Source organism: Halochromatium roseum (assembly GCF_016653315.1).
Classification (GTDB): Bacteria; Pseudomonadota; Gammaproteobacteria; order Chromatiales; family Chromatiaceae; genus Lamprobacter; species Lamprobacter roseus.
In genome coordinates, this window is the sequence record NZ_NHSH01000074.1 from 12,288 (window position 1) to 33,528 (window position 21,241).

General features: G+C 62.3%; 19 protein-coding genes. 10 read left to right on the top strand and 9 right to left on the bottom strand.

The genetic code is table 11. From position 1 onward, the window contains the following. Positions 1–5: 5 nt before the first annotated feature. The 6 genes from CCR96_RS20590 to CCR96_RS20615 all read left to right on the top strand — a co-directional run bounded on the left by CCR96_RS20590 (position 6) and on the right by CCR96_RS20615 (position 6,106). Positions 6–2,816, top strand: a complete 2,811-nt coding sequence (locus tag CCR96_RS20590; protein WP_201223035.1) for a monovalent cation/H+ antiporter subunit A — start codon at positions 6–8, stop codon at positions 2,814–2,816. Next, a complete protein-coding gene (locus CCR96_RS20595) occupies positions 2,816–3,142 on the top strand; it encodes a Na+/H+ antiporter subunit C (RefSeq protein ID WP_201223037.1) in 327 nt (108 codons plus the stop codon). Before CCR96_RS20590 ends, CCR96_RS20595 begins: the two co-directional genes overlap by 1 nt. Continuing rightward, a complete protein-coding gene (locus CCR96_RS20600) occupies positions 3,139–4,749 on the top strand; it encodes a monovalent cation/H+ antiporter subunit D (protein ID WP_201223039.1) in 1,611 nt (536 codons plus the stop codon). The genes CCR96_RS20595 and CCR96_RS20600 overlap by 4 nt, the downstream gene beginning before the upstream one ends. Positions 4,750–4,756: 7 nt before the next feature. After that, positions 4,757–5,248 (top strand): Na+/H+ antiporter subunit E, encoded by a 492-nt coding sequence (locus CCR96_RS20605; RefSeq protein ID WP_201223041.1) that lies wholly within the window; start codon positions 4,757–4,759, stop codon positions 5,246–5,248. Positions 5,249–5,396: 148 nt separating this feature from the next. Then, the gene (locus tag CCR96_RS20610) at positions 5,397–5,693 is read left to right on the top strand and encodes a K+/H+ antiporter subunit F (protein ID WP_207192037.1); all 297 of its coding nucleotides are present in this window, start codon (positions 5,397–5,399) and stop codon (positions 5,691–5,693) included. Then, complete coding sequence (locus CCR96_RS20615; protein ID WP_338035925.1) at positions 5,690–6,106, top strand: Na+/H+ antiporter subunit G; 417 nt, start codon at positions 5,690–5,692, stop codon at positions 6,104–6,106. The genes CCR96_RS20610 and CCR96_RS20615 overlap by 4 nt, the downstream gene beginning before the upstream one ends. Positions 6,107–6,129: 23 nt before the next feature. On the opposite strand, the gene CCR96_RS20620 is transcribed toward CCR96_RS20615, so the two are convergent. From CCR96_RS20620 to CCR96_RS20640, 5 genes are all read right to left on the bottom strand, one after another. Next, positions 6,130–8,511, bottom strand: a complete 2,382-nt coding sequence (locus CCR96_RS20620; RefSeq protein WP_201223042.1) for a fatty acid cis/trans isomerase — start codon at positions 8,509–8,511, stop codon at positions 6,130–6,132. A gap of 245 nt (positions 8,512–8,756) precedes the next feature. Next, positions 8,757–9,533: an acetoacetyl-CoA reductase gene (gene phbB, locus CCR96_RS20625; protein ID WP_201223044.1), complete on the bottom strand. Its 777-nt coding sequence runs from the start codon at positions 9,531–9,533 to the stop codon at positions 8,757–8,759. A gap of 105 nt (positions 9,534–9,638) precedes the next feature. Continuing rightward, positions 9,639–10,010 carry a phasin family protein gene (locus CCR96_RS20630; RefSeq protein WP_201223046.1) on the bottom strand — a complete coding sequence of 124 codons (372 nt, stop codon included), beginning with the start codon at positions 10,008–10,010 and terminating at the stop codon, positions 9,639–9,641. Between the two features lie 587 nt (positions 10,011–10,597). Further along, positions 10,598–11,068, bottom strand: a complete 471-nt coding sequence (gene phaR / locus CCR96_RS20635) for a polyhydroxyalkanoate synthesis repressor PhaR (protein ID WP_201223054.1) — start codon at positions 11,066–11,068, stop codon at positions 10,598–10,600. A 229-nt stretch (positions 11,069–11,297) separates the two neighbouring features. Then, entirely contained in the window at positions 11,298–12,482 is a 1,185-nt protein-coding gene (locus CCR96_RS20640; protein WP_201223056.1) for an acetyl-CoA C-acetyltransferase, read from the bottom strand. Positions 12,483–12,680: 198 nt separating this feature from the next. Between CCR96_RS20640 and phaE the strand changes: the two genes are divergently transcribed. Then, positions 12,681–13,856, top strand: coding sequence for a class III poly(R)-hydroxyalkanoic acid synthase subunit PhaE (gene phaE, locus CCR96_RS20645; protein WP_201223058.1), 1,176 nt, complete (start codon positions 12,681–12,683; stop codon positions 13,854–13,856). A 245-nt stretch (positions 13,857–14,101) separates the two neighbouring features. Further along, complete coding sequence (locus CCR96_RS20650; protein WP_201223060.1) at positions 14,102–15,166, top strand: class III poly(R)-hydroxyalkanoic acid synthase subunit PhaC; 1,065 nt, start codon at positions 14,102–14,104, stop codon at positions 15,164–15,166. Between the two features lie 38 nt (positions 15,167–15,204). Here CCR96_RS20650 and CCR96_RS20655 read toward each other — a convergent pair whose 3' ends face one another. Together CCR96_RS20655 and CCR96_RS20660 are read right to left on the bottom strand one after the other, a co-directional pair. Further along, positions 15,205–15,705 (bottom strand): Lrp/AsnC family transcriptional regulator, encoded by a 501-nt coding sequence (locus CCR96_RS20655; protein WP_201223061.1) that lies wholly within the window; start codon positions 15,703–15,705, stop codon positions 15,205–15,207. Positions 15,706–15,780: 75 nt separating this feature from the next. After that, complete coding sequence (locus CCR96_RS20660) at positions 15,781–16,626, bottom strand: Fic family protein (protein ID WP_242519256.1); 846 nt, start codon at positions 16,624–16,626, stop codon at positions 15,781–15,783. 485 nt (positions 16,627–17,111) lie between these two features. Here CCR96_RS20660 and leuA point away from each other — a divergent pair, with 485 nt between their 5' ends. Then, on the top strand, positions 17,112–18,971 hold the full coding sequence (gene leuA, locus CCR96_RS20665) for a 2-isopropylmalate synthase (RefSeq protein ID WP_201223065.1): 1,860 nt from the start codon (positions 17,112–17,114) through the stop codon (positions 18,969–18,971). Here leuA and CCR96_RS24845 read toward each other — a convergent pair. Beyond that, positions 18,886–20,103, bottom strand: a complete 1,218-nt coding sequence (locus CCR96_RS24845) for a calcium:cation antiporter (RefSeq protein WP_242519257.1) — start codon at positions 20,101–20,103, stop codon at positions 18,886–18,888. The two genes, leuA and CCR96_RS24845, sit on opposite strands and share 86 nt — an antisense overlap. 101 nt (positions 20,104–20,204) lie before the next feature. Beyond that, the gene (locus CCR96_RS20675) at positions 20,205–20,594 is read right to left on the bottom strand and encodes a thioredoxin family protein (protein WP_201223067.1); all 390 of its coding nucleotides are present in this window, start codon (positions 20,592–20,594) and stop codon (positions 20,205–20,207) included. Positions 20,595–20,783: 189 nt separating this feature from the next. Between CCR96_RS20675 and CCR96_RS20680 the strand changes: the two genes are divergently transcribed. Beyond that, positions 20,784–21,215 (top strand): DUF29 domain-containing protein, encoded by a 432-nt coding sequence (locus CCR96_RS20680; RefSeq protein ID WP_201223074.1) that lies wholly within the window; start codon positions 20,784–20,786, stop codon positions 21,213–21,215. Positions 21,216–21,241 lie beyond the last annotated feature (26 nt).

The window sequence follows — 21,241 nt, forward strand, 5'->3', positions numbered from 1 at the left end:
AAGCCATGACCAACCTGCCACTGATCGTTCTGATCCCGTTCATCGGCGCCATGCTACCGCCCTGGGCCGTGATGACCGGGCGGCCTTGGTCGGCCTGGGTCACTGGCGGCGTCGCCCTCGCAGCCCTGGCGCTGACGATCGTCCCAGGCCTATCGGTGATGCAGGGCGAGACCCTGATCTGGCAGTTGGACTGGTTCCCTGCGTTAGGGCTGTCGCTCGCATTCCGGCTCGATGGCCTGGCGCTGCTGTTCGTGCTGATGATCCTCATCATCGGCCTGCTGGTGATCCTGTACGCGCGCTGGTATCTCGCCGAGCAGGACCCAATGGGCCGCTTCTACGCCTATCTACTGCTGTTCATGGGCTCCATGCTCGGACTGGTGATGTCCGAGAACCTGATCCAACTGCTGATGTTCTGGGAGCTGACCAGCATCAGCTCCTTTCTGCTGATCAGCTATTGGCGCCAGCGTGCGGATGCCCGCCAAGGCGCGCGCATCGCGCTCGCGATCACCGGCGGCGGTGGTCTCGCCTTGCTCGGTGGCATCCTCCTGCTCGGGGAGATCGTCGGTAGCTACGACCTCAGCGCCGTGCTGGCCGCGGGCAAGCGTATCCATGCTGATCCGCTCTATGTGCCGGCACTGGTGCTGATCCTGCTCGGGGTGTTCACCAAGTCGGCCCAGTTTCCGTTCCATTTCTGGCTGCCGCATGCGATGGCAGCGCCAACCCCGGTCAGCGCCTATCTACACTCGGCGACCATGGTCAAGGCTGGCGTGTTCTTGCTCGCCCGGCTGTTCCCGGCCCTCTCCGGCTCTGAGGCCTGGACCTGGATCGTCGCCCCTGTCGGGCTGCTGACGTTGCTGGTCGGTGCTTATAATGCCTTTTTCAAACATGACCTCAAGGGCCTGCTGGCCTACTCGACCATCAGCCACCTCGGCCTGATCACCCTGCTGTTCGGCATTGGCACACCCTTGGCGGCGGTCGCTGGCGTGTTCCACATCATGAACCATGCGACCTTCAAGGCATCGCTGTTCATGGCCGCTGGCATCATCGATCACGAGGCGGGCACGCGCGATATGCGCCGCCTCGCCGGACTCTGGAAGTTCATGCCGCAGACCGGCCTGTTGGCAATGATTGCCGCCGCTGCCATGGCCGGGGTGCCGCTGCTGAATGGATTCTTGTCGAAGGAGATGTTCTTCGAGAAGACCGTCTACATGGCCAGTTTCGCCGAAAGCTTCTGGTTGTTGCCGGTGCTGGCGACGATTGCGGGCGCGCTCGCGGTCGCCTACTCGCTGCGCTTCATCCATGATGTCTTCTTCAACGGCACCCCAACCGACCTGCCGCGTACCCCGCATGACCCCTCGCGCTGGATGCTGGTGCCGGTCGAGGTGTTGGTGGTGATCTGCATCGCGGTCGGTATCCTACCGAGCCTCACCTTCGGGCCGCTGCTCGGGATCGCCGTCGGCGCCGTGCTGCAGGCGCCAGCCCCTGACTACAGCCTCAAGGTCTGGCACGGCTTCACGCCAGCGCTCGGCATGAGCATGCTGGCGCTCGCCGGTGGCGCCCTGATCTACGCGATTCGCCAACCGCTGTTCCGCTGGCACGAGACACTGTTCGGCCGCATCGATGCGCGCGCCCTGTTCGAGGGCTTTGAGCGCGCCCTGCTCTGGAGCAGCCGCGCCTTAGATCAACTGATCCATCGTCGATCTTTGCAGTTCATGCTCATGGTGTTGATCAGCGCCGCGCTGGTCATGCTGGCGCGCGGTTTCTGGGGCATGCCCATCACGGGCAGCGCCACCCTGCTGCCGATCGACCCGGTCAGCACCAGCGCCGCCCTCTGCCTAGCAGCCGGCGCCATCGGCACGGTCGTCTGGCATCGGCAGCGTTGGACCGCGCTGGTGATGCTGAGCGTAGTCGGTCTGATCATCGCGCTGGCCTTCGTCAAGCTCTCAGCGCCGGATCTGGCACTCACCCAGCTCTCGGTCGAGATGGTCACCATCGTGCTGCTCTTGCTGGCGCTGCACTTTCTGCCCAAACGCACGCCGCGCGAATCCTCGCTGCCGCGCAAGCTGCGCGACCTGCTGCTGGCCCTGCTTGGCGGCGGCGCCACCGCGCTGCTGACCTGGGCGGTGCTGACACGCCCCTACGACAGCATCTCCGGTTGGATGCTCGAGAACAGCGTTCCCGGCGGTGGCGGTACCAATGTGGTGAATGTGATCCTGGTCGACTTCCGCGGCTTCGACACCCTCGGTGAGATCACCGTGCTCGCCATCGCCGCGATCGGCATCTACATGATGCTGCGCGATCTGCGGCTCGACGTCCCGCTCACCGACGACCAGGGCCGGCCCTGGAGCAGCGATGTGAATCCGCTCATCCTCGCCACCTTCTCGCGCTTGCTGTTGCCCTTGGCGCTGATGGTCGCGGTGTTCATCTTCCTGCGCGGCCATAACCTCCCTGGCGGTGGCTTCATCGCCGGGCTGATCATCTCGGTGGCGCTGGTGATGCAATATCTGGCCAATGGCATCGCCTGGACCAAACTGCGCCTCTCTGGCGAGCTGCATCCGCTGATCGGCCTGGGCCTGCTGCTGGTAACCGCCACCGGGCTTGGCAGCTGGTACTTCGGCTATCCGTTCCTGACCTCGACCCATGGCCATCTGCATCTACCCGTCATCGGTGATCTCGAGCTGGCCTCGGTCATGCTGTTCGATCTCGGCGTCATGCTGGTGGTCATCGGCATCACCCTGGTGATCCTGATCCGACTCGGCCGCATTGGCCTCGTGCAACGCCGTGTTGCCATCGACGATTCCGACTTAAAGCGCTAATGGAAGCACTCATCGCTCTCTCCGTCGGGCTCCTAACGGCCTGTGGTATCTACCTGCTTCTGCGCGGACGGACCTTTCCGGTCGTGCTCGGCATCACCCTACTGTCGTATGCGGTGAACCTGTTCTTGTTCGTCATGGGCCGCTTGAGCATCGGGGTGCCAGCCATTCTCGAGCCGAATCGCACCGACTATGCCGACCCCTTACCCCAGGCACTGGTGCTGACCGCCATCGTGATCGGCTTCGGCATGACGGCCTTTGTCGTCGTGCTCGCGTTGCGGGCGCGGGCCGACCTGGGTAACGACCACGTCGATGGACGCGAGCCATGACTGACCTTGGCAACCATGTAGTCATTGCGCCGATCCTGGTGCCTTTGCTGACCGGCACCCTGCTGGTGCTGCTGCGCGGCAGCGCGACGCCGCTGCGCCGCACCATCAGCATGCTCGGCATCCAGCTACTGCTCGCGGCCTCGCTCTGGCTGCTGCTGCAGGTTGCAAACGGCGATCTGCTGGTCTATCAGCTCGGTAGCTGGGCCGCGCCTTATGGCATCGTGCTGGTCGCCGATCGACTCTCCGCGGCGATGGTGATGGTGACCTCGGTGCTCGCCCTGTTCGCGATGATGCACGCGATCCAGGGCAGCGATCGGCGCGGGCGCCAATACCACGTGCTGTTCCAATTCCTGCTGATGGGCCTGAATGGCGCCTTCCTCACCGGCGATCTGTTCAACCTCTTTGTCTTCTTCGAGATCTTGCTGATCGCCTCCTATGGCATGCTGCTGCATGGCGGTGGCGCAGCCCGGAGCAAGGCCGGCCTGCATTACGTGGTCGTCAATCTGGTCGGCTCGAGCCTATTCCTGTTCGCGGTCGGCACCCTCTACGGCGTGCTCGGCACGCTGAACATGGCCGATCTCGCGCTGCGTGTCGCCGCCTTACCGCCTGAAGAGGTCGGTCTGGTCCGTGCGGCGGCGCTGCTCTTATTCGTAGTGTTCGCACTCAAGGCCGCGCTGGTGCCCCTCCACCTCTGGCTGCCCGGCGCCTATTCGGCCGCGGGTCCGGCCTCAGTCGCCCTGTTCGCGATCATGACCAAGGTCGGCGGCTATTCGATCCTCCGCGTCTACAGCCTGATCTTTGGCGCCGAGGCGGGTCCGCTCGCCAACCTGGTCGAGCCCTGGCTGCTGGTGCTCGGGCTCCTGACCATCATCGTCGGCACCATCGGCGTCTTGGCCAGCCGCAACCTGGCCCTGTTGGTCGCGTACCTGGTGGTGATCTCGAGCGGCAGCATCCTGACTGCGTTTGGCCTTGGCAGCCAGGCAGCACTGAGCGCCGGCCTCTATTACAGTTTCCAATCCGCATTGGTCACCGCTGCCCTGTTCATGCTCACCGAGAATGTCGCCCGTACCCGCGGTGCCTTTGCCGACCAACTGCGTGCCGGACCGATGCTGCCGGCAGCGAATCTGCTCGGCGGGCTCTTCCTGGTCTTGGCCCTGGCCGTGGCTGGCGTGCCGCCGCTGTCTGGATTCATCGGCAAGGTCTTGATCATCCAGGCCAGCCTGGACACCCCAGCAATCGCCTGGATCATGGCCATCGTGCTCAGCACCAGCCTACTGACGCTGATGGCATTGGCGCGCGCCGGCAGCACCTTATTCTTCAAGACCGACACCAACGCCGGCGCCGCCACTTTGCCAGATACGGCTAACCTGGTCCCGGTGGCAGCGGTGGCGGTGATCAGCCTGCTCTACGTGGTCTTCGCCAGTCCGATCTACAGCTATACCGAGGCGGCCGCGGCCCAGCTCCTGAGCCCTGCAGACTACATCGAGGCGGTCCTCGACGCCGAGACGCAGGCTAGCGATGAGACGCGACTCGACAGCAAGACGTTAATTGAAGGCGAGACGACGCCAGACGGCATGGCATTGCCGTCACACGCTGGTGGGCATTGATTAACCGATGAAAACGTTATTCCCACATCCGATCCTGTCACTCATGCTGCTGGGCCTCTGGCTGCTCCTGGTCAACTCGATCAGCCCCGGTCAGATCCTGCTCGGCGCGCTGCTGGCTTGGCTGATCCCGCTCTACACCGCGCGCTTCTGGACCGCTCAGATCCACATCCGGCGACCCCTGCTCCTGCTCAAGCTCACCGGCACCGTACTCGTCGATATCCTAACCGCCAACATTGCGGTCGCGCGCTTGATCCTCGGACCGAGAGCGCACATCCAGCCTGGCTTTATTCGCATGCCACTGCGCGTGAAGGGGAACGTTAGCGTCAGTCTGTTGGCGAACATCATCACCCTCACACCCGGCACCCTATCAGCCTCGCTGAGTCCCGATCGCAGTGAACTGATCATCCACGCGCTGCAGGGCAATGAGCCCGAGGCGATTATCGCTGACATCCGCGAGCGCTACGAGCAACCGCTACTTGATGCTCTGGAACAGACCTGAGGTTTTTGAAAGGATGAACGATGAAGGGTTAAGTGGATGGATGGCAGTGTCTTGAAATTTCTTCTTATCCGCGGTTGAAAATGCTCTTTTTGGGTGAATCAATCCCGACAATGGTTGACGAAGTCAGGTGACTGATGGAGACAAGGCGATGAACGAGCTGCCCGAGACCGGGCTGATCCTCAACCTGGCGCTAGCAGTGGGCTTCCTGCTGGTGACCGTGGCGGTATTGCTGTCGCTCTGGCGCCTGCTCATCGGCCCAGATCAACCAGACCGCATCCTGGCCCTCGACACCCTCTATGTGAACACCGTCGCGCTGCTGGTGCTGCTCGATATCAAGCTCGCCAGCAGTCTCTACTTCGAAGCCGCGCTACTGATCGCCTTATTCGGCTTCGTCGGCACCGTGGCCCTGGCCAAGTTCTTGACCCGAGGGGACATCATCGAGTGACTACCGAGCTAACAACGCTGCTGGTCGAGATCTTCGTCGCGTTGCTGATCCTGATCGGCGCCGGCTTTACCCTACTCGGCTCCTTCGGCCTGGTCCGCCTACGCGACCTCTATGAGCGGCTGCACACCCCAACCAAAGCCACCACCCTCGGCGTCGGTAGCCTGCTGATCGCCTCAGCGGTATTCTTTACCTGGCGCGAGCCCGGCGTCTCGCTACACGAGGTTCTCGTCGCCGTGTTCCTCTTCATCACCGCGCCAGTCAGCGCACATCTCATCGCCAAGGCGGCCTTACACCAGCGCAGCCCAAGCCGCTCTGGACTGCCGCCCGAGACCTTGCTTGAAAAGCATGATGGTCACGGCGCGAAACCGAGGCCCGACGCCGAGACCAAACAGAAACCTAGCCAACCCGGTTGACACTCACCACTACTCACCACTACTCAGGTCTCCGGCGTGTCGTAGTAGCTGAGGTCGAGCCAGCCTGCGAGGTCACCGCGCTGGTCAAAGTTCCAGGCATTGATCCAGTCGTAGAAGGGCCAGAATCCATGGCTGTTGCGGAGGATGGCGTAGCGCTGTTTGAATGCGGTCCAGTCCTGCTTGGTGTTCACGGCGCTCAAGGCCGACAAGAAGCCGGGCGCCTCTTTTAGATCCAGGTCGACGAACAGGTTCGGAAACCCATTCACCAGGGTCGGATAAACGCTCATCGTGTCCTTCTCCGGCATCGACTCGCCATTCTCGAACACCAGGGTGTACTGAGACTTGTAGGCGCGGTTGGCGATCAGCGAATAGATCCGGTGCGCGTCGCCCTGATTGAGCCGGAGCACGATCACGCTCGGCAGATGCGGCACGAAAGACAAGCCTTCGACAGCGGTTAGCGTCGAGATCGCCGCCTCCCAGTCGCTAAAGCCGGCCATCGACGCGCCAAGCTCGACCTTCGGTTTTTGCCGCGGGTTCAGGGGGTCAGGCAGGCCGCTAACCGTTGGGCCGAGACGGCGTTCGAGCTGCTCGATCAGATTCATCAGCGGATCATCGCCACTGACCTTGACCTGCGTCGGCTGATCCTTACCCGCGAAGGGCACCACGGCCAGGCCAATGCGACCGATGCCCTGCGTCCATGTCTGCCGCAATACCTCCCGATTATCGCTCGGCAGCAGGGTCAGAAAGTTATCCTCGAACGCTTGGCGCAGGAAGTTGAAGAACAGCAGCGTCTCAAGCTTGAGACCATCGCCCTCCCAGTAGGCAAAGCCGGCGACGGTGTCGTAATACATGCGCTCGAAGCCAGCGAAGTTGATCAGCCAGAGTGTGCGCGGCACGCCACCCTGCGCGCCCTTGACCACAGAGACATTGGTCTCGTGACGCAGCACCGTCAGCCAGGCATTGCGATTGGTTCCGTCGCCATCCCAAACCGCATCGAGCGACCAGCCTTCGGGAAACAGTTTGTCCTTCGTCTCGGCGAAGGCCTGCAGGTAATCGGCATTGCCGAACACCGAGCGGTCCATGAAGGTCTCCCAGCTATCCAGACCCAGCATCGGCATTTGCACGGAAGGATCGAATTTCGGATCGAGGAAGAAGACCCAGAACTGGTCCTTGACCGCATAGGTCGCTGTTTGGCCGTTGCAGACCGGCCCGTAGGTGATGCCGCCGACGATCACCTCGGCGTTTTCGAGCATGAATCGGTAGCGTGATTCGGCCGGGATCGCCGCAAAGACCTGGAGTGCATTGTCGCTGCCCCAGCCCGGGGTGAGGTCGATCGTATCGCCCCAGCCCTTGCCGGTGTCGAGTGCGAACAGCTGGGTCAGATGATCAATCTGATCCAGCGACAGGGTCCAGAGGAAATGATTCTTCTGCACCGGCGACGCGCTGAGCTTCTCGAGCCGATACCAAAAATGCTCGACGTTGGCGTAGCTGTAGGGATCATCGTAGGGCAGCCCAGTGCCAATGATCGCGACCGGCTGCCCGGGCGGTGTCTTCGAGCGCACGAGCCGGAACTGATCACCTGGGCTTTCTTCCAGCACGATGGTCGCCAGGAAGACATGCTCGAAGAGATAGCGACTGACCAGCTGCGCCCGCTTGTCGTCTTGATTGAAGAAGGACTCCCAGCGCGCGACGGCTGTCGGCTCCGCAATCTTCTCAGCGGCCTTGTTCTGCGCATCGCTCGGACCTGGCGAGCCGGCCGCGACCCAGTCCTTCAGGATACTGAACTGAGCCTCGGTCAGCGCCGGCAGCCCGAACGGCATGCCGATAGCGGGATGCTTCTTGAGCTCCGCCTTGAGCGCCGCGGGGGTCGGTGGACAACGGGCGTTGAAGCGATCCGGGCGCAGACCGTCGAGCGCATCGCGCGCGAACCCGTGGTCGTTGTGGCGCATGCCGGCCTCGACCATCAAATAGAGTAGCGACTGCTCGAGGTTCTCTGCCGCTGCACCCTTGTCAGCAACAATCGGGAAAAAGCCTCTGTTGCGCCAGGCTTTTACCGAATCGGCCGCGTCCATGTCCGTGCGAGGAGAATTGCCGATATGATTCGAGTAGGCATTCAGGCCGAATCCGCCGCGCCGCAGGCCTCGGAACGAATCCAGCTTGACATTGCAGGGCGAGCCCAGGCAGCCATGGCAGGCAATGCAGCGGCTATTGAACAACGGCTGCACATCATCGACGTAGTCGGGCGTGTTGCCGGCGTCCGAGGATCGCTCCGGCTGCGCCGGATCTGCCACCGACGTTAACGGGTCAGCGTCATCCGCATCAGCGGCGAGTGCCGCGGACCATGCAAGCACCGACAGTAACGCCAAGGCGGCGACGCTATGCCAGCGGATGAGCGATAGAGCCATTCGAAGCGACCTCGACGCAGCTAACCACACAGGGCGGTTAGATTAACATGCTGCATTGGTGCGCTAGCGATCCTTAAACGCTTCACCTGCTGGCTCGAACCCTGCCGAACAGGTCGCACACAGGCCATAAAAAAGGCCCGGTAAAGGGGTACCGGGCCGAACTGTCTCTTAGGAGAGAGACGAGGAGGACACTGAGGCTGGTGGCTCGTCAAGCGGCGAGCCAGCCAGGCTGAATCGATGACCAATTAGTGCATGAATAAGCCGCCGTTCACGGGCAGGTTGGCGCCGGTGACATAGCCATTGGCTTCGTCTAGGAGAAAGGCAACCGCGCTTGCAATCTCCTCTGGCCGGCCCATGCGGCGCATCGGCACACTGGCAACGATGGCCTCGCGCACATCGTCACGCATGGCTAGGGTCATCGCTGTCTCGACATAGCCCGGCGAGATCGTATTCACGGTGACGCCCTTCGAGGCACCTTCTTGCGCCAGCGTCATGGTGATGCCGTGCATGCCAGCCTTAGCGGCGGCATAGTTGGCCTGGCCGAATTGCCCACGCTGGCCGTTCACCGACGAGATGTTGACCACGCGCCCAAAACCGGCCTCGAGCATGTCTTCCCAGACCTGACGGGTGACGTTGAAGACGCTGTTCAGATTGACGTCGATCACGGCGCGCCACTGCGCCTCGTCCATCTTCTTGAAGGTCTTGTCGCGGGTGATGCCGGCGCAGTTGATCAGCGCTGCGACGGTCCCTTGGTCGGCCTTGATCGCGGCAATCATCCGCCCGCAATCCTCGAAGTCAGAGACATCGCCGGCGATGGTGTCGACCGTCAGACCTTCGCCAGCCAGATCATGACGCCAGGCGACGGCGGCCTCTTGCTCCGACGGGTGATGGTTGGCAACCACGCGCCAGCCATCCTGTGCCAGGCGCCGGCAGATCGCTGTACCAATGCCGCCGATGCCGCCGGTGACCAACGCCACGCGGCCAGCGGGCTGCTGGGCAGCCACTGTGTTTGAGTCAGTCATATCAATCAATTCCCCGTCTGCTGCGCGCCACGACCGGACCTCAGCGGTGAGTCGCGAGCCCGCGGGCTCGCTCATCAGCAGAGGTCCAATCTCGCCGATCGCTGTTCAGGCCTTAGCTGCGGCCTCGAACAGGCTGCCACCCTCACGCATCTCGGCAACGGTGGTCTCATACCAGCCCCGATACTCATCACGGGCTTCGGTCGCGAACTCCAGGTTGGTCTTGGTCTCGGCCATCATCTGCTCGCTGGCCTCCTTGGTCATGTCGACTTGGGCCTTGTACAGATCGCTGTAGCCGCGGGCCTCGGTGGCAATGCGCATCAGCTTGGTGCCCTGCTCCATCCAACGGCCGAACATGTCCATCTGGCGAGTCGCCATGCGCTCGGCCAGCTTCATGTTCAGCTCGCCCAAGGCGGTCATGCGCTCGACACTGTTGTTGGTCAGCTCGTTCAGGGTCTTCATGTTTTCGTTGAGGTTCATGGTGGTGCTCCGATTTGTGCAGTGCAGCATTTGTTGCAGTGCACAATAGTCGTCGTCCGGACCGCTGTCAAGACGTCTGAGCAGAAAAATGCTGCAGCGCAGCATTCAGTAGGAGTCGACAGCCCGTCGAACCGGTGCTGATACCGGATCACATCCTGTTGAGAAACGCCCGGGTTGGGCTGTGAATAAGTTGTCGATCGATTCAAGAGGCTTTTTTGTCCACAGGTCATCAACCACTGACAAGCACCTGTATCACGGCCTTATCATTTTCTTAAAGCATTGAAAATTAAGTTTTTTAAGCGCAATTATCAAGCTATCAACAGGGCTTACTATGATGACTAGTAGAATATTCAACTAATAATAGTAAAACCAGAAACCAATCTGGCATTGCGCATCCGAGCCGATCAGCTAAAGCCGCTGACATCGGCCGAAAATGACAAGATGGATAAGATGAGTTTCATGGCGCTGGATCAGCGCCTTGATGGCCTGAGCGCTAGCCTCGACAGCTCGGTAAGGCGGCAGGACTAGCGATAACGGCGTCGAAGTGAGCGTCTTGGCTTGTGTGCGAGGGGGGGGTATAAGTTGGCCTACTCGCCTTTGTGCTCAGTCTCAGGATCATGAGGCTCAAAGCCGGCGGCGCGGAGAAACTCTTTCTGCGCATTGGCCCAAAGTTCGAGGTTGCGCTCGGTCATGCGGCCAAGCAGCTCTAAGGGCTTGGTGCCAAGATCATCGGCCAGATGTTGTTGCTGACGGGCGAAGGCATCGAGCGATTGCTCGAGATAATGTGCGAACATCCCCTGCATGGTGCCGCCATAGAAGCGGATGATCTGGGCCAGCATGTTGGCGCTGAACAAGGGCTCGCCGCCGGTCTCTTCCTCGAGCATGATCTGCAATAGGATCGAGCGCGTGAGATCCGTATCATTGGCAGTATCCAAGACCCGAAACGGGGTGCCCTGCATCACCAGCGCGCGAACATCCGCCAGTGTGATGTAGCGGCTCAGCTCGGTGTCGTAGAGCCTCCGGTTTGGGTATTTTTTGATGATGCGCTCGGCGGTCATCGCATAGCCCTGCGGGGTTCGTGGGACGTCTAAGCCCAGTAATCCTTCAGTTTAGTCCAGCGCGAAGCCGCACGAACTGTGTGGGATCAACGATGTTTCTCGGATCGACGCGGCGGAGCGACGGTCAAATCAACGCGCCGAATGAGTTCGATCCGCCACTAAACAGGCCCGAGCCCATGCATCCGTTTCAGGCGCCGATGCACTGGGACGGATCGAACAAGCGCCGAACTCAGTCGCGCGCCACGGCCAAGGCCACGCCTTGCCCACCACCGATACAAAGCGTCGCCAGACCCTTCTTCGCATCACGCCGCTGCATCTCATGCAGCAAGGTCACCAGCACCCGCGCGCCAGAGGCGCCGATCGGATGGCCAATCGAGATGGCGCCGCCGTTGACGTTGACCTTGTCTTGATCCCAGCCCATCTCTTGGTTGACCGACATCGCCTGGGCGGCGAACGCCTCGTTGGCCTCGATCAGATCCAGATCGGCGACCGTCCAGCCGGCCTTTTCCAAGCACTTGGTCGAGGCGGGAATCGGGCCAGTACCCATGATCGCGGGATCAACACCGGCGCTAGCGAAGGCGACGACGCGCGCCAGCGGTGTCAGGCCCAGCGCCTTGGCCTTCGACTCGCTCATCACCAGCACCGCCGCCGCACCATCGTTGACGCCGGAGGCATTGCCCGCGGTGACGGTGCCCTCCTTATCGAAGGCCGGACGCAGCTTGCTCAGGGTTTCCACGGTCGTACCCGCGCGCGGGAACTCATCGCGGTCGAACACCACCGGATCACCCTTACGCTGCGGCACCGTGACCGGCACGATCTCGTCAGCAAAACGATTGGCCGCCTGCGCCGCCTCGGTCTTCTGTTGCGAATCCGCCGCGAACTGATCCTGCAGATCGCGCGAGAACGCATATTGCTTGGCAATGTTCTCGGCGGTAACGCCCATGTGGCACTGATTGAAGGCATCCATCAGACCGTCGCTGAGCATGGTATCGATCATCTTCCAGTCGCCCATGCGCTTGCCCTGGCGCGAGCCGGGCACGACGTGCGCGGACTGGCTCATGCTTTCCTGACCACCGGCGATGACCACCTCGGCATCACCGAGGGCGACCGCCTGCATGGCCAGATGTACCGCTTTCAAACCGCTGCCGCAGACCTTGTTGATCGTCATCGCCGGCACCTTGTGCGGCAAGCCCGCGTTAAGCGTGGTCTGGCGCGCTGGGTTCTGACCGACACCCGCCGCCAACACCTGCCCGAGGATGACTTCATCGACCTGCTCTGGGTCGAGCCCAGTCTTTTCCAATAGCGCTTTCACCACAGTGGCACCGAGCGCGGTTGCCGGCAGTGACGATAGGCTACCGCCGAAGCTTCCGACTGGGGTGCGCACAGCGGCGACGATCACAACATGTTCTGGCATCAGAGTTCCTCCTCACGGATAGGGGGTTCGACAGGGGTCGAATGAGCTTATTTGTCATGCATGTGCCCATCCCGCTCGTCTAAGCGGGCGGTGCACCGATCAACGGTGGAAGTCTACGGCCTTTTGTTGCAGTGCACAAATTTCCATGCTAGCTTCGCCAACACTTGATCAGAGGAGGCCCTGGCAGGGGTAAGCACCATGACACAAAACACATTCTTCGACGACAGCTGGCTCAAGCTGCAGCGCGACTATTGGGACGGGCTGGCCAAGATGGGGCGCCAGGCGATGGGCGTCGAGAGCAACACGGCTAGCAACAGCGCCGCGGCGCCCTGGCTAGCGGCGATGGAGCAGTGGCGCAAGGCCCTCGCGCCCGCGGCACCTGACCCGGCGCGCGACTTCATGCAGCGCCTGATGGATCAGGGCCAGGCCTACTTCAGCCTCGCCGAACAATTCACCAAGGGCCTTAGTGACGCCGGTCTTGGCCAGGGTGCGGATAGCAGCCGCGCCTGGGATTGGCTGAATCAGACCATCGAGCAGATGCAAAAGGGCTTCAGCGGCATCGGCGCTGACCAAGACGAGAGCCTGCGCCGGATGCTCGGCTTCTGGGAGATGCCACTCGACAACTGGCAGCGGATGATGTCGTCACTGTCGCCGATGATGCCCGGCGATCTGCTGCGCAACATGCCACACGGGATGATGCGCAGCCCAATGCAAGAAGGCCTGGAGCAGATGCTCTCGGCACCGGGTCTCGGCTACAGCCGCGAGGAGCAGGCCCAGTATCAAGACCTGATGCGCGCCGGCATCGACTACCAACGCGCCTTCCAAGCTTACAGTGGTTTCTTCAATCAGCTCGGCGTCAAGGCGCTGCACCGGATGCGCGATCTGCTAAAGCAGAAATCCGAGGCTGGGGAGACCATCGATTCCGCCCGCGGCCTCTACGACACCTGGGTCGGCTGCTGCGAGGCGGTCTATGCCGATGAGGTCATCACGCCTGAATACTCGCGCGTGCACGGCCAGCTGATCAACGCTCAGATGGCGCTCAAGCAGCGACTCTCGATCATGGTCGACGAATCGCTCGGCGCGATGAACATGCCTACCCGCGGCGAGCTGCGCACCCTGCAGGACCGCTTGCAGGAGACGCGACGCGAGAACAAAAAGCTACGCCAAGAGCTGGACCAAATCCAGCGCCGGCTCGCGACCCTGCCAGCGGGCGCACCGGCCGGAGTTGCGAGCGCACCTGCCGACAGTCAAGCCAAGGCCAGCCCTAGCCCAGGTGGATCGACCACCAGTAGCACGAGCACCGGCGCGGCCAAAAAGACCAGCGCCCGCAAGAAGACCGCGGCGAAGCCGAGCAGCCAATCCGATGCCAGCTGATGCCGCATCCTCGGCCCGCTGGTCGACTGCCAGGCACAGATCAAGACGCAACAGCGGGTTGTTCAGCCAGTGATGCAGCGAGCGATGCAGCCACGGATTCAGCCGACCACTCAGCCCGGAATGCGCTGCAGCGCCTGGCCCCGCATCGACCGGGCCGGCTCAACACCACCGACTCAACCCCCAAGCACACACAGGACACCGCCAAGACGGGTCCGAGCCAACGAACTACAGAGGAGCGCCGCCGCATGTTTCCCATCGATATCCGCCCAGACAAGCTCGGCGAGGAGATGCTCGACTACAGCCGCAAGCTCGGTCAGGGCATGCAGAACCTGCTCGACGCCGGCGACATCGACAGTGGCGTTAGCCCCAAGGATGCCGTCTACCGCGAAGATAAGCTGGTGCTCTACCGCTATCAGCGCCCAGCCGAGGTTGCCCAGCAGGAGACGCCGCTGCTGGTCGTCTACGCCCTAGTCAACCGGCCCTACATGACCGACATCCAGGAAGACCGCTCGACCATCAAGGGCCTGCTCGCCACTGGCCAAGACGTCTATCTGATCGATTGGGGCTATCCGGATCAGGCCGATCGCTCGCTGACCCTGGATGACTACATCAATGGCTATATCGACCGCTGCGTCGATCACATCCGCCACACCCATGGCGTCGACAAGATCAACATCCTCGGCATCTGCCAGGGCGGCAGCTTCAGCCTGATGTACACGGCGCTGCATCCCGACAAGGTGCGGAACTTGGTGACCATGGTCACCCCGGTCGACTTCAAGACCCCGGACAACATGCTGTCGAACTGGGTGCAGCACGTCGATGTCGACCTCGCCGTCGACACCATGGGCAACATCCCCGGCGAGCTGTTGAACTGGACCTTTCTGTCGCTGAAGCCGTTCAGCCTCACCGGGCAGAAGTACATCAACATGGTCGACATGCTCGACAAGCCGGAGAAGGCGAAGAACTTCCTGCGCATGGAGCAATGGATTTTCGACAGCCCGGACCAGGCCGGCGAGACCTTCCGCCAGTTCATCAAGGACTTCTACCAAGGCAACGCCTTCATCAAGGGCACCGCCCGGGTTGGCGAGCGCCCGGTGGATCTGAAGCAGATCCGCTGCCCAGTACTCAACATCTACGCGCTGCAGGATCATCTGGTGCCACCGGATGCCTCCAAGGCGCTCAATGGCCTCACCGGCAGCCAGGACTACACCGAGCTGGCCTTCCCCGGTGGCCATATCGGCATCTATGTCAGCGGCAAGGCGCAAAAGGAGGTCACGCCGGCGATCGGCGAATGGTTGAACGCGCGCTGAGGCGCTGAATCGGCCCGAACACCACCCTGGCACCGACGTCAAGCGTCTCTCGCGGGCGCTTTGACGGGCTGGCCCTCGGCGAGTGGCAGCGCGGTGCGCTCGAACACCTGGCGCAAGACAAAGCTGGAGTGCACCCCGGAGACGCCCTCGATGCGCGTGATCTTCTGCAGCAGTAGCTCCTGATAGGCCGCCATGTCGTGCACAATCACCTTGAGCTGATAGTCGGCATCGCGCCCGGTGATCAGCGAACACTCCAGCACCTCCGGCAGCGTCGCGACGATGGCATCGAAATTGGCGAAGCGCTCCGGGGTGTGCTTATCCATCGCGATGCTGATGAAGGCGATGAGGTCCAGCCCAAGCCGCTTGGCATCGAGCATGGCCCGATAGCCGCCGATGATGCCGGCCTCCTCCAGCGCCCGCACCCGACGCAGACAGGGCGAAGGCGAGAGGCCGATGCGATCGGCCAACTCCTGATTACTGATGCGCCCCTCGGCTTGCAGGATCTCGAGGATGTGGCGGTCGTAGCGGTCGAGTGTCATGGTGGTGGACGTATCATCCGGTCATCGCGGGTGCTCAGGGTGCTCGAGCACAGGTCTCGAGCACAGGTTTGGCGGTCATGGTCGCCCTGCGCCAGAGTCCGCCCGCGCTCTGCGTGCGGCCTGTTGCTCGCGGGCGCCGTCGATCAGCGCCTGCGTGGCCGCATAGGCCTCCCGGCAGAGCGCGATGAAGGCCGTCTCAAGCTCGGGCCTTGGCCAGACCCCCATGCCCGGGGTTAGCGGCCCAACGGCGAGTTGGTAACTGGCCAGGGTGTCGATATAGCGCTTGCGCTCGCGCACATCGATCACCACCGGCAGATGTCCGGCCCGCAACACAGGCAAGTTGGCCAGCAAACGCGCCATGCGCCCATTGCCGTCCCAGAACGGATGGATGTGCACGAAACCCAGATGCAGCCTCGCGTAAGCGGAGAGTGCTGCCGCCTCGTCTAGCGGCTCCACACCCAGGCGATTCAGCTCTGCGAGCCAAGTGTCCATCAACTCCGGCACATTGCTCGGCGCCGCATAGTCGATAAACGTCTGCCGCCCCTCCTCGGTCATCGCATAAGTCCCGTTCGGCTCAATCTTCCAGCCAACGATGGGCTTGTACATATCAATGACGACGCGCGTTTGCACCGCACGGTGCAGCTCGAAGAGTTGCGCCGCAGTCACTGGCCGCGCCGGCCAATCGTCGAGCAGTCCGTACAGCAGCTCGATCGCGCGGGCGTGGCCAACCACCTCTTCGTGATCTTTCAGCGGCTTGCCGGAGACCGTGAGTCCCTCCTCGATGACGAATTTGGTCTCGCCAAGGGTCAGGGTGTTGCCTTCCAGCGCCGTGGAGCCATGCGTCCAGAGATCCCGCACCTGGGCCAGCAGCGAACGCTGGAGATCTGGATCCAGGCCGGCTAGGGGGGCGAGCGTTGGCAAAGACGTGCTCATGTTCCGCATTGCTTGCAAGTTGCAGGTTGAAAACCCTGTTGGGAGTCTAGACGAGGCCGCCTTCACAGGTCGTTTGAATTTCGCTCAACGGCGCTTGCCCCTTGATTGCGCACCGATTGCGCACCGATTGCGCACCGATTGTGCGCCGATTGCGCGCCGATTGCGCACAAGCGAGCAAGAACGACAGATTATTGCCTTAATTTGAGATATAAGCAGCAAGATAGCAATCGTCTATCCATTAGGTTAGCGCATCCTATCAACCATCGGCCACAAGCCGGCAGCCAGGGGAAGGCCCACAAGGCCAGACCCCGATCAGGATCACCGGCGGCAGCGCTCAACCGAAGACACCACTGACAGGTCCGAACGCGCCGCCGATCGATCCGATCATAGGCCGAGCAGCTTGCCACGCGCCCACTGCCAAGCCGTTTGCTCACAGCCAAGCCACTCGCCCACTGCCACAAGGAGTTCGCATCATGCCCGCCCACCACGCCAAATACCGCCCAAGCCAGCCGGTACCAATCCGCGACCGCACCTGGCCCGACCGCCACATCCAACAGGCTCCGCGCTGGGCCAGCGTCGACCTGCGCGACGGCAATCAGGCCCTACGCGCACCGATGAGCGTGACGCAGAAGCAGCAGCTCTGGGCCTTACTGGTCGACATCGGCCTGAAAGAGATCGAGGTCGGCTTCCCCTCGGCCAGCCAGCCGGATTATGACTTTGTGCGCTGGCTGATCGAGGCGCGGCAGATCCCCGAGGATGTGACCATCCAGGTCTTGGTGCAGGCGCGCCAGGATCTAATCGAGCGCACCTTCGCGGCACTGGATGGGGTGCATCGGGCCATCGTCCACGTCTACAACTCGACCTCGCCGGTGCAGCGCGACTGGGTGTTCGGCGCCGATCGCGCGCGGATCAAGGCCATTGCGGTGCAGGGCGCCCAGTGGGTGCGCGATGAAGCGGCCAAGTATCCGGGCACCGACTGGACCTTTCAGTATTCGCCCGAGAGCTTCTCGCAGACCGAGCCTGAGTATGCGGTCGAGGTCTGCAACGCCGTGTTGGAGGTCTGGCAGCCGACGCCCGAGCATCCCTGCATCCTCAATCTGCCGGCCACGGTGGAATCCGCCAGCCCGAACGTCTTTGCCGATCAGGTCGAATGGTTCTGCCGCCACATCGAGCGGCGCGACAGTGTGGTCGTCTCCTTACACACCCACAATGATCGCGGCGGCGCAGCGGCCGCGGCTGAACTCGGCCTGCTGGCGGGCGCCGATCGCATCGAGGGCACCCTACTCGGCAATGGCGAGCGCACCGGCAACTGCGATCTGGTGACCTTGGCAATGAACCTCTATAGCCAGGGCATCGACCCGCAGCTGGATCTCAGCGACCCAGACCACATCATCGAGACCGTTGAGGCCTGCACCGGCATCGCCTGCCATCCGCGCCATCCTTGGGTCGGCGAGTTGGTCTATACCGCCTTCTCCGGCAGCCATCAGGACGCGATCAACAAGTCGCTGAAACATCAGCGTGCCGAGCACAACCGCGACCTGCCGTGGCAGGTCGCCTATCTGCCGATCGATCCGCAGGACGTCGGTCGCAGCTACGAGGCGGTGATCCGCGTCAACAGCCAGTCCGGCAAGGGCGGCATGGCCTTCGTGCTCGAGCGCGATTATGGACTGCAACTGCCACGTTGGGCGCAGGTGGAGTTGGCGCCGGTGGTGCAGCGCGCGAGCGAGGAGCAAGGCGGCATCATCGACTCGGCCAGCATCCGGGCGCTGTTCGCGGCCCAGTTCATCCGCGACCAGGCGCCGCACCGGCTCGGCGGCTACCGCATCAGCCGCAATGGCCATGATCGGATCGAGGCGACCATTGTCAGCGTTGGGGAAGAGGTTGCAGCTGTGACTGGTCAAGCAGGGCAAGACAGGCAAGGCACGTGTAGGGAGCGGGATGTTCAATCTGTGCGAGATATCGTGACGGCGCGAGATGCACGAGAGCAGCGCATCCAAGGCGAAGGTGAGGGCGTGATCGCCGCCTTCGCCAATGCCTGGAGCCAGGCCTTTGGCCAGACCATCGACGTGCGCGACTACCGCGAGCATGCGATCGGCGCTGGCACCGATGCCGAGGCCGCCGCCTATGTGCAGCTCGCCATTGACGGCCAACCAGTCGCCGGCGTCGCCATCGATCGCGATACCGTCAGCGCTTCGCTGAAAGCAGTGCTCTCGGCCCTTAACCGAAGCGCTAGCAAAGCGCGCGTCCTCAAGGCGCAAAGATCAGCATCACATAGGCGCCGAACAGGATCAGATGCACCACGCCTTGCAGCACATTGGTGCGCGGCGCGCTGAAGGTCAGCACCGCGACCAGCAGCGTGGTCACCAGCATCAGGATATCGGTCGGGTCGAGGCCAAGCTCGACTGGCTTGCCGGTCGCCAAGCTGATCGCCAACACCGCGGGCACGGTCAGCCCAATGGTCGCCAACACCGAGCCAAGGAAGATGTTCACCGCCCGCTGTAGCCGATTGGCGAGTGCCGAGCGCACAGCGCCAACGGCCTCGGGCGTCAGCACCAGCACGGCGACCACAAAACCACCCAAGGCCGCCGGCAGTGAGAGCGACTCGATCCCATAGTCGATCGGGAGCGCGATCTTCTTCGCCAACAACACCACCGGCACCAGGTAGGCGAGCAAGAGCAGCGCGTGCAACGGCACCGGACCCGGCGCATGAGCCTGGGCATCAGCACCCTGATGCACTTGCCGGTCAACCGCCGCGGCATCGACCCGCGTCGCGGCATCGACCTGCGCCGCAGCATCAGCATCAGCATCAGCATCGGCATTGGATGCGACAGCCGGCGCCACCGCATCGGCGCGGAAGTAGCCACGGTGACGCACCGTCTGGATCAGCAGAAAGCTGCCGTAGAGGGCGACACTGGCAAGGATCAAAAAGGTCGCCTGAAAGCCGCTCAGGGTTCGCACCGGCGTCGATTGGGTGAAATCCGGCAGCACCAGGCTCAGCAAGGCCAGCGGGATGATCACCGAGAGATAGGCATTCGCACCCTGCAGGTTGTAGCTCTGCTCACCATGGCGCAGCGCCCCGAGCAGCAGGCTCAGGCCGACCATGCCGTTGAGCACGATCATCACCACCGCGAACATGGTGTCACGGGCCAGGGTCGGATTGTTGTCGCCGACGAACATCAGCGAGGCGATCATCAATACCTCGATCGAGATCACCGAGAGGGTGAGGATCAGGGTGCCATAGGGCTCGCCGAGCCGCTCCGCGAGCATGTCCGCGTGATGCACCACCTTGAGCGCGGCCCAGAGGATGGTACCGAACAGCCAAGCGAACATCAGCGCAAGCCAGAGCGGATTGCTCAGATCCGCCAGCCAACCCTTGCCGTAGAGCAGAAAGGCCGCGGTGGTCGCCAGAATCAATAGCAGGGGGGCCTCGGCACGCAGTCGGCCCGCCGTCTTGTCGCTGCTCATCGGGCCTGCGCTCACCCGTTCTCCGTTCACCCGTTCTCCGTTCATCGCTGCTCCATTCGTCGCTGCTCCGTTCACCGGTGCTTCGGTCGTCTGCTCTCCGCTCATTGGACGCTGGCCTCTGGCTGTTGATCGAGATGCTCGTCGAGCCAGGCACGAATCTGCACGCTCGAACGCGAGCCGCTGAAGCGCCCACGCTCCTCCCCATGCTGGAACAGCATCACGGTCGGAAAGCCGCGCAGCCGATAGTGACCAGCCAGCTTCATATTCTCGCCCTCATCAACCTCGACCTTGGCCAGCCCAACCGAGCTTTGCAGCTCATCGATCACCCGATAGAGATGCGGCGCCAGCTGATGGCAAGGCGCGCACCAATCGGCCCAAAAATCGACCAGGATCGGCCGCGTGCGCGAGGCCTCGATCACCGCCTGCTCGAAGCCTTCGTGGTCAACATCGAAACAATCGCCGCACGGCGGTTGGTCGGAAGGAAAGCGCATTGAGTCTTCTCCATCATCATCAGAGGGCTATGGCACCACAGTGGCAGCCAAACCGCCATTGTTGAGTCTTCGTGTCAGCACCCCGCATCCACAGAGCACATCCGCTTGTCCGAGTGGATATCGATGGTAGCATCAGCGAATCCTCAGCCTGACACAGCGGCAGTCATTGATCATCCAAGGGTATCTTTGATGAACACCTATGAAACCGACTTCCATCAGTGGATCGAAGAGCAATCGGACCTGCTGCGTTCCAGCCAGCTAACGCAGCTCGACATTCCAAACTTGATTGAGGAGCTACAGAGCATGAGTGCACGCGAACGACGCGAGCTGATCAATCGTCTCGCCGTCTTGCTTGCGCACCTGCTCAAATGGGCGTTTCAACCTGAGCGGCGCAGCACCCGCTGGCGCCTGACCATCAATGAGCAGCGGCGCCAGCTCGCCCTGTTGTTGGAAGACAGCCCCAGCCTGCGACAGCGCCTGCCAGACCTGTTGCCGCGCAGTTACCGCAACGCGACCCGAGCAGCGATGGAGGAAACAGGCTTTCTCAAGTCGCCGTTCCCAGAGAGCTGTGCCTATAGCATCGCCGATATCCTCGATGAAGACTACTGGCCGGATGATTGAGCAGCAGCATACAAGACGGAAAGCTG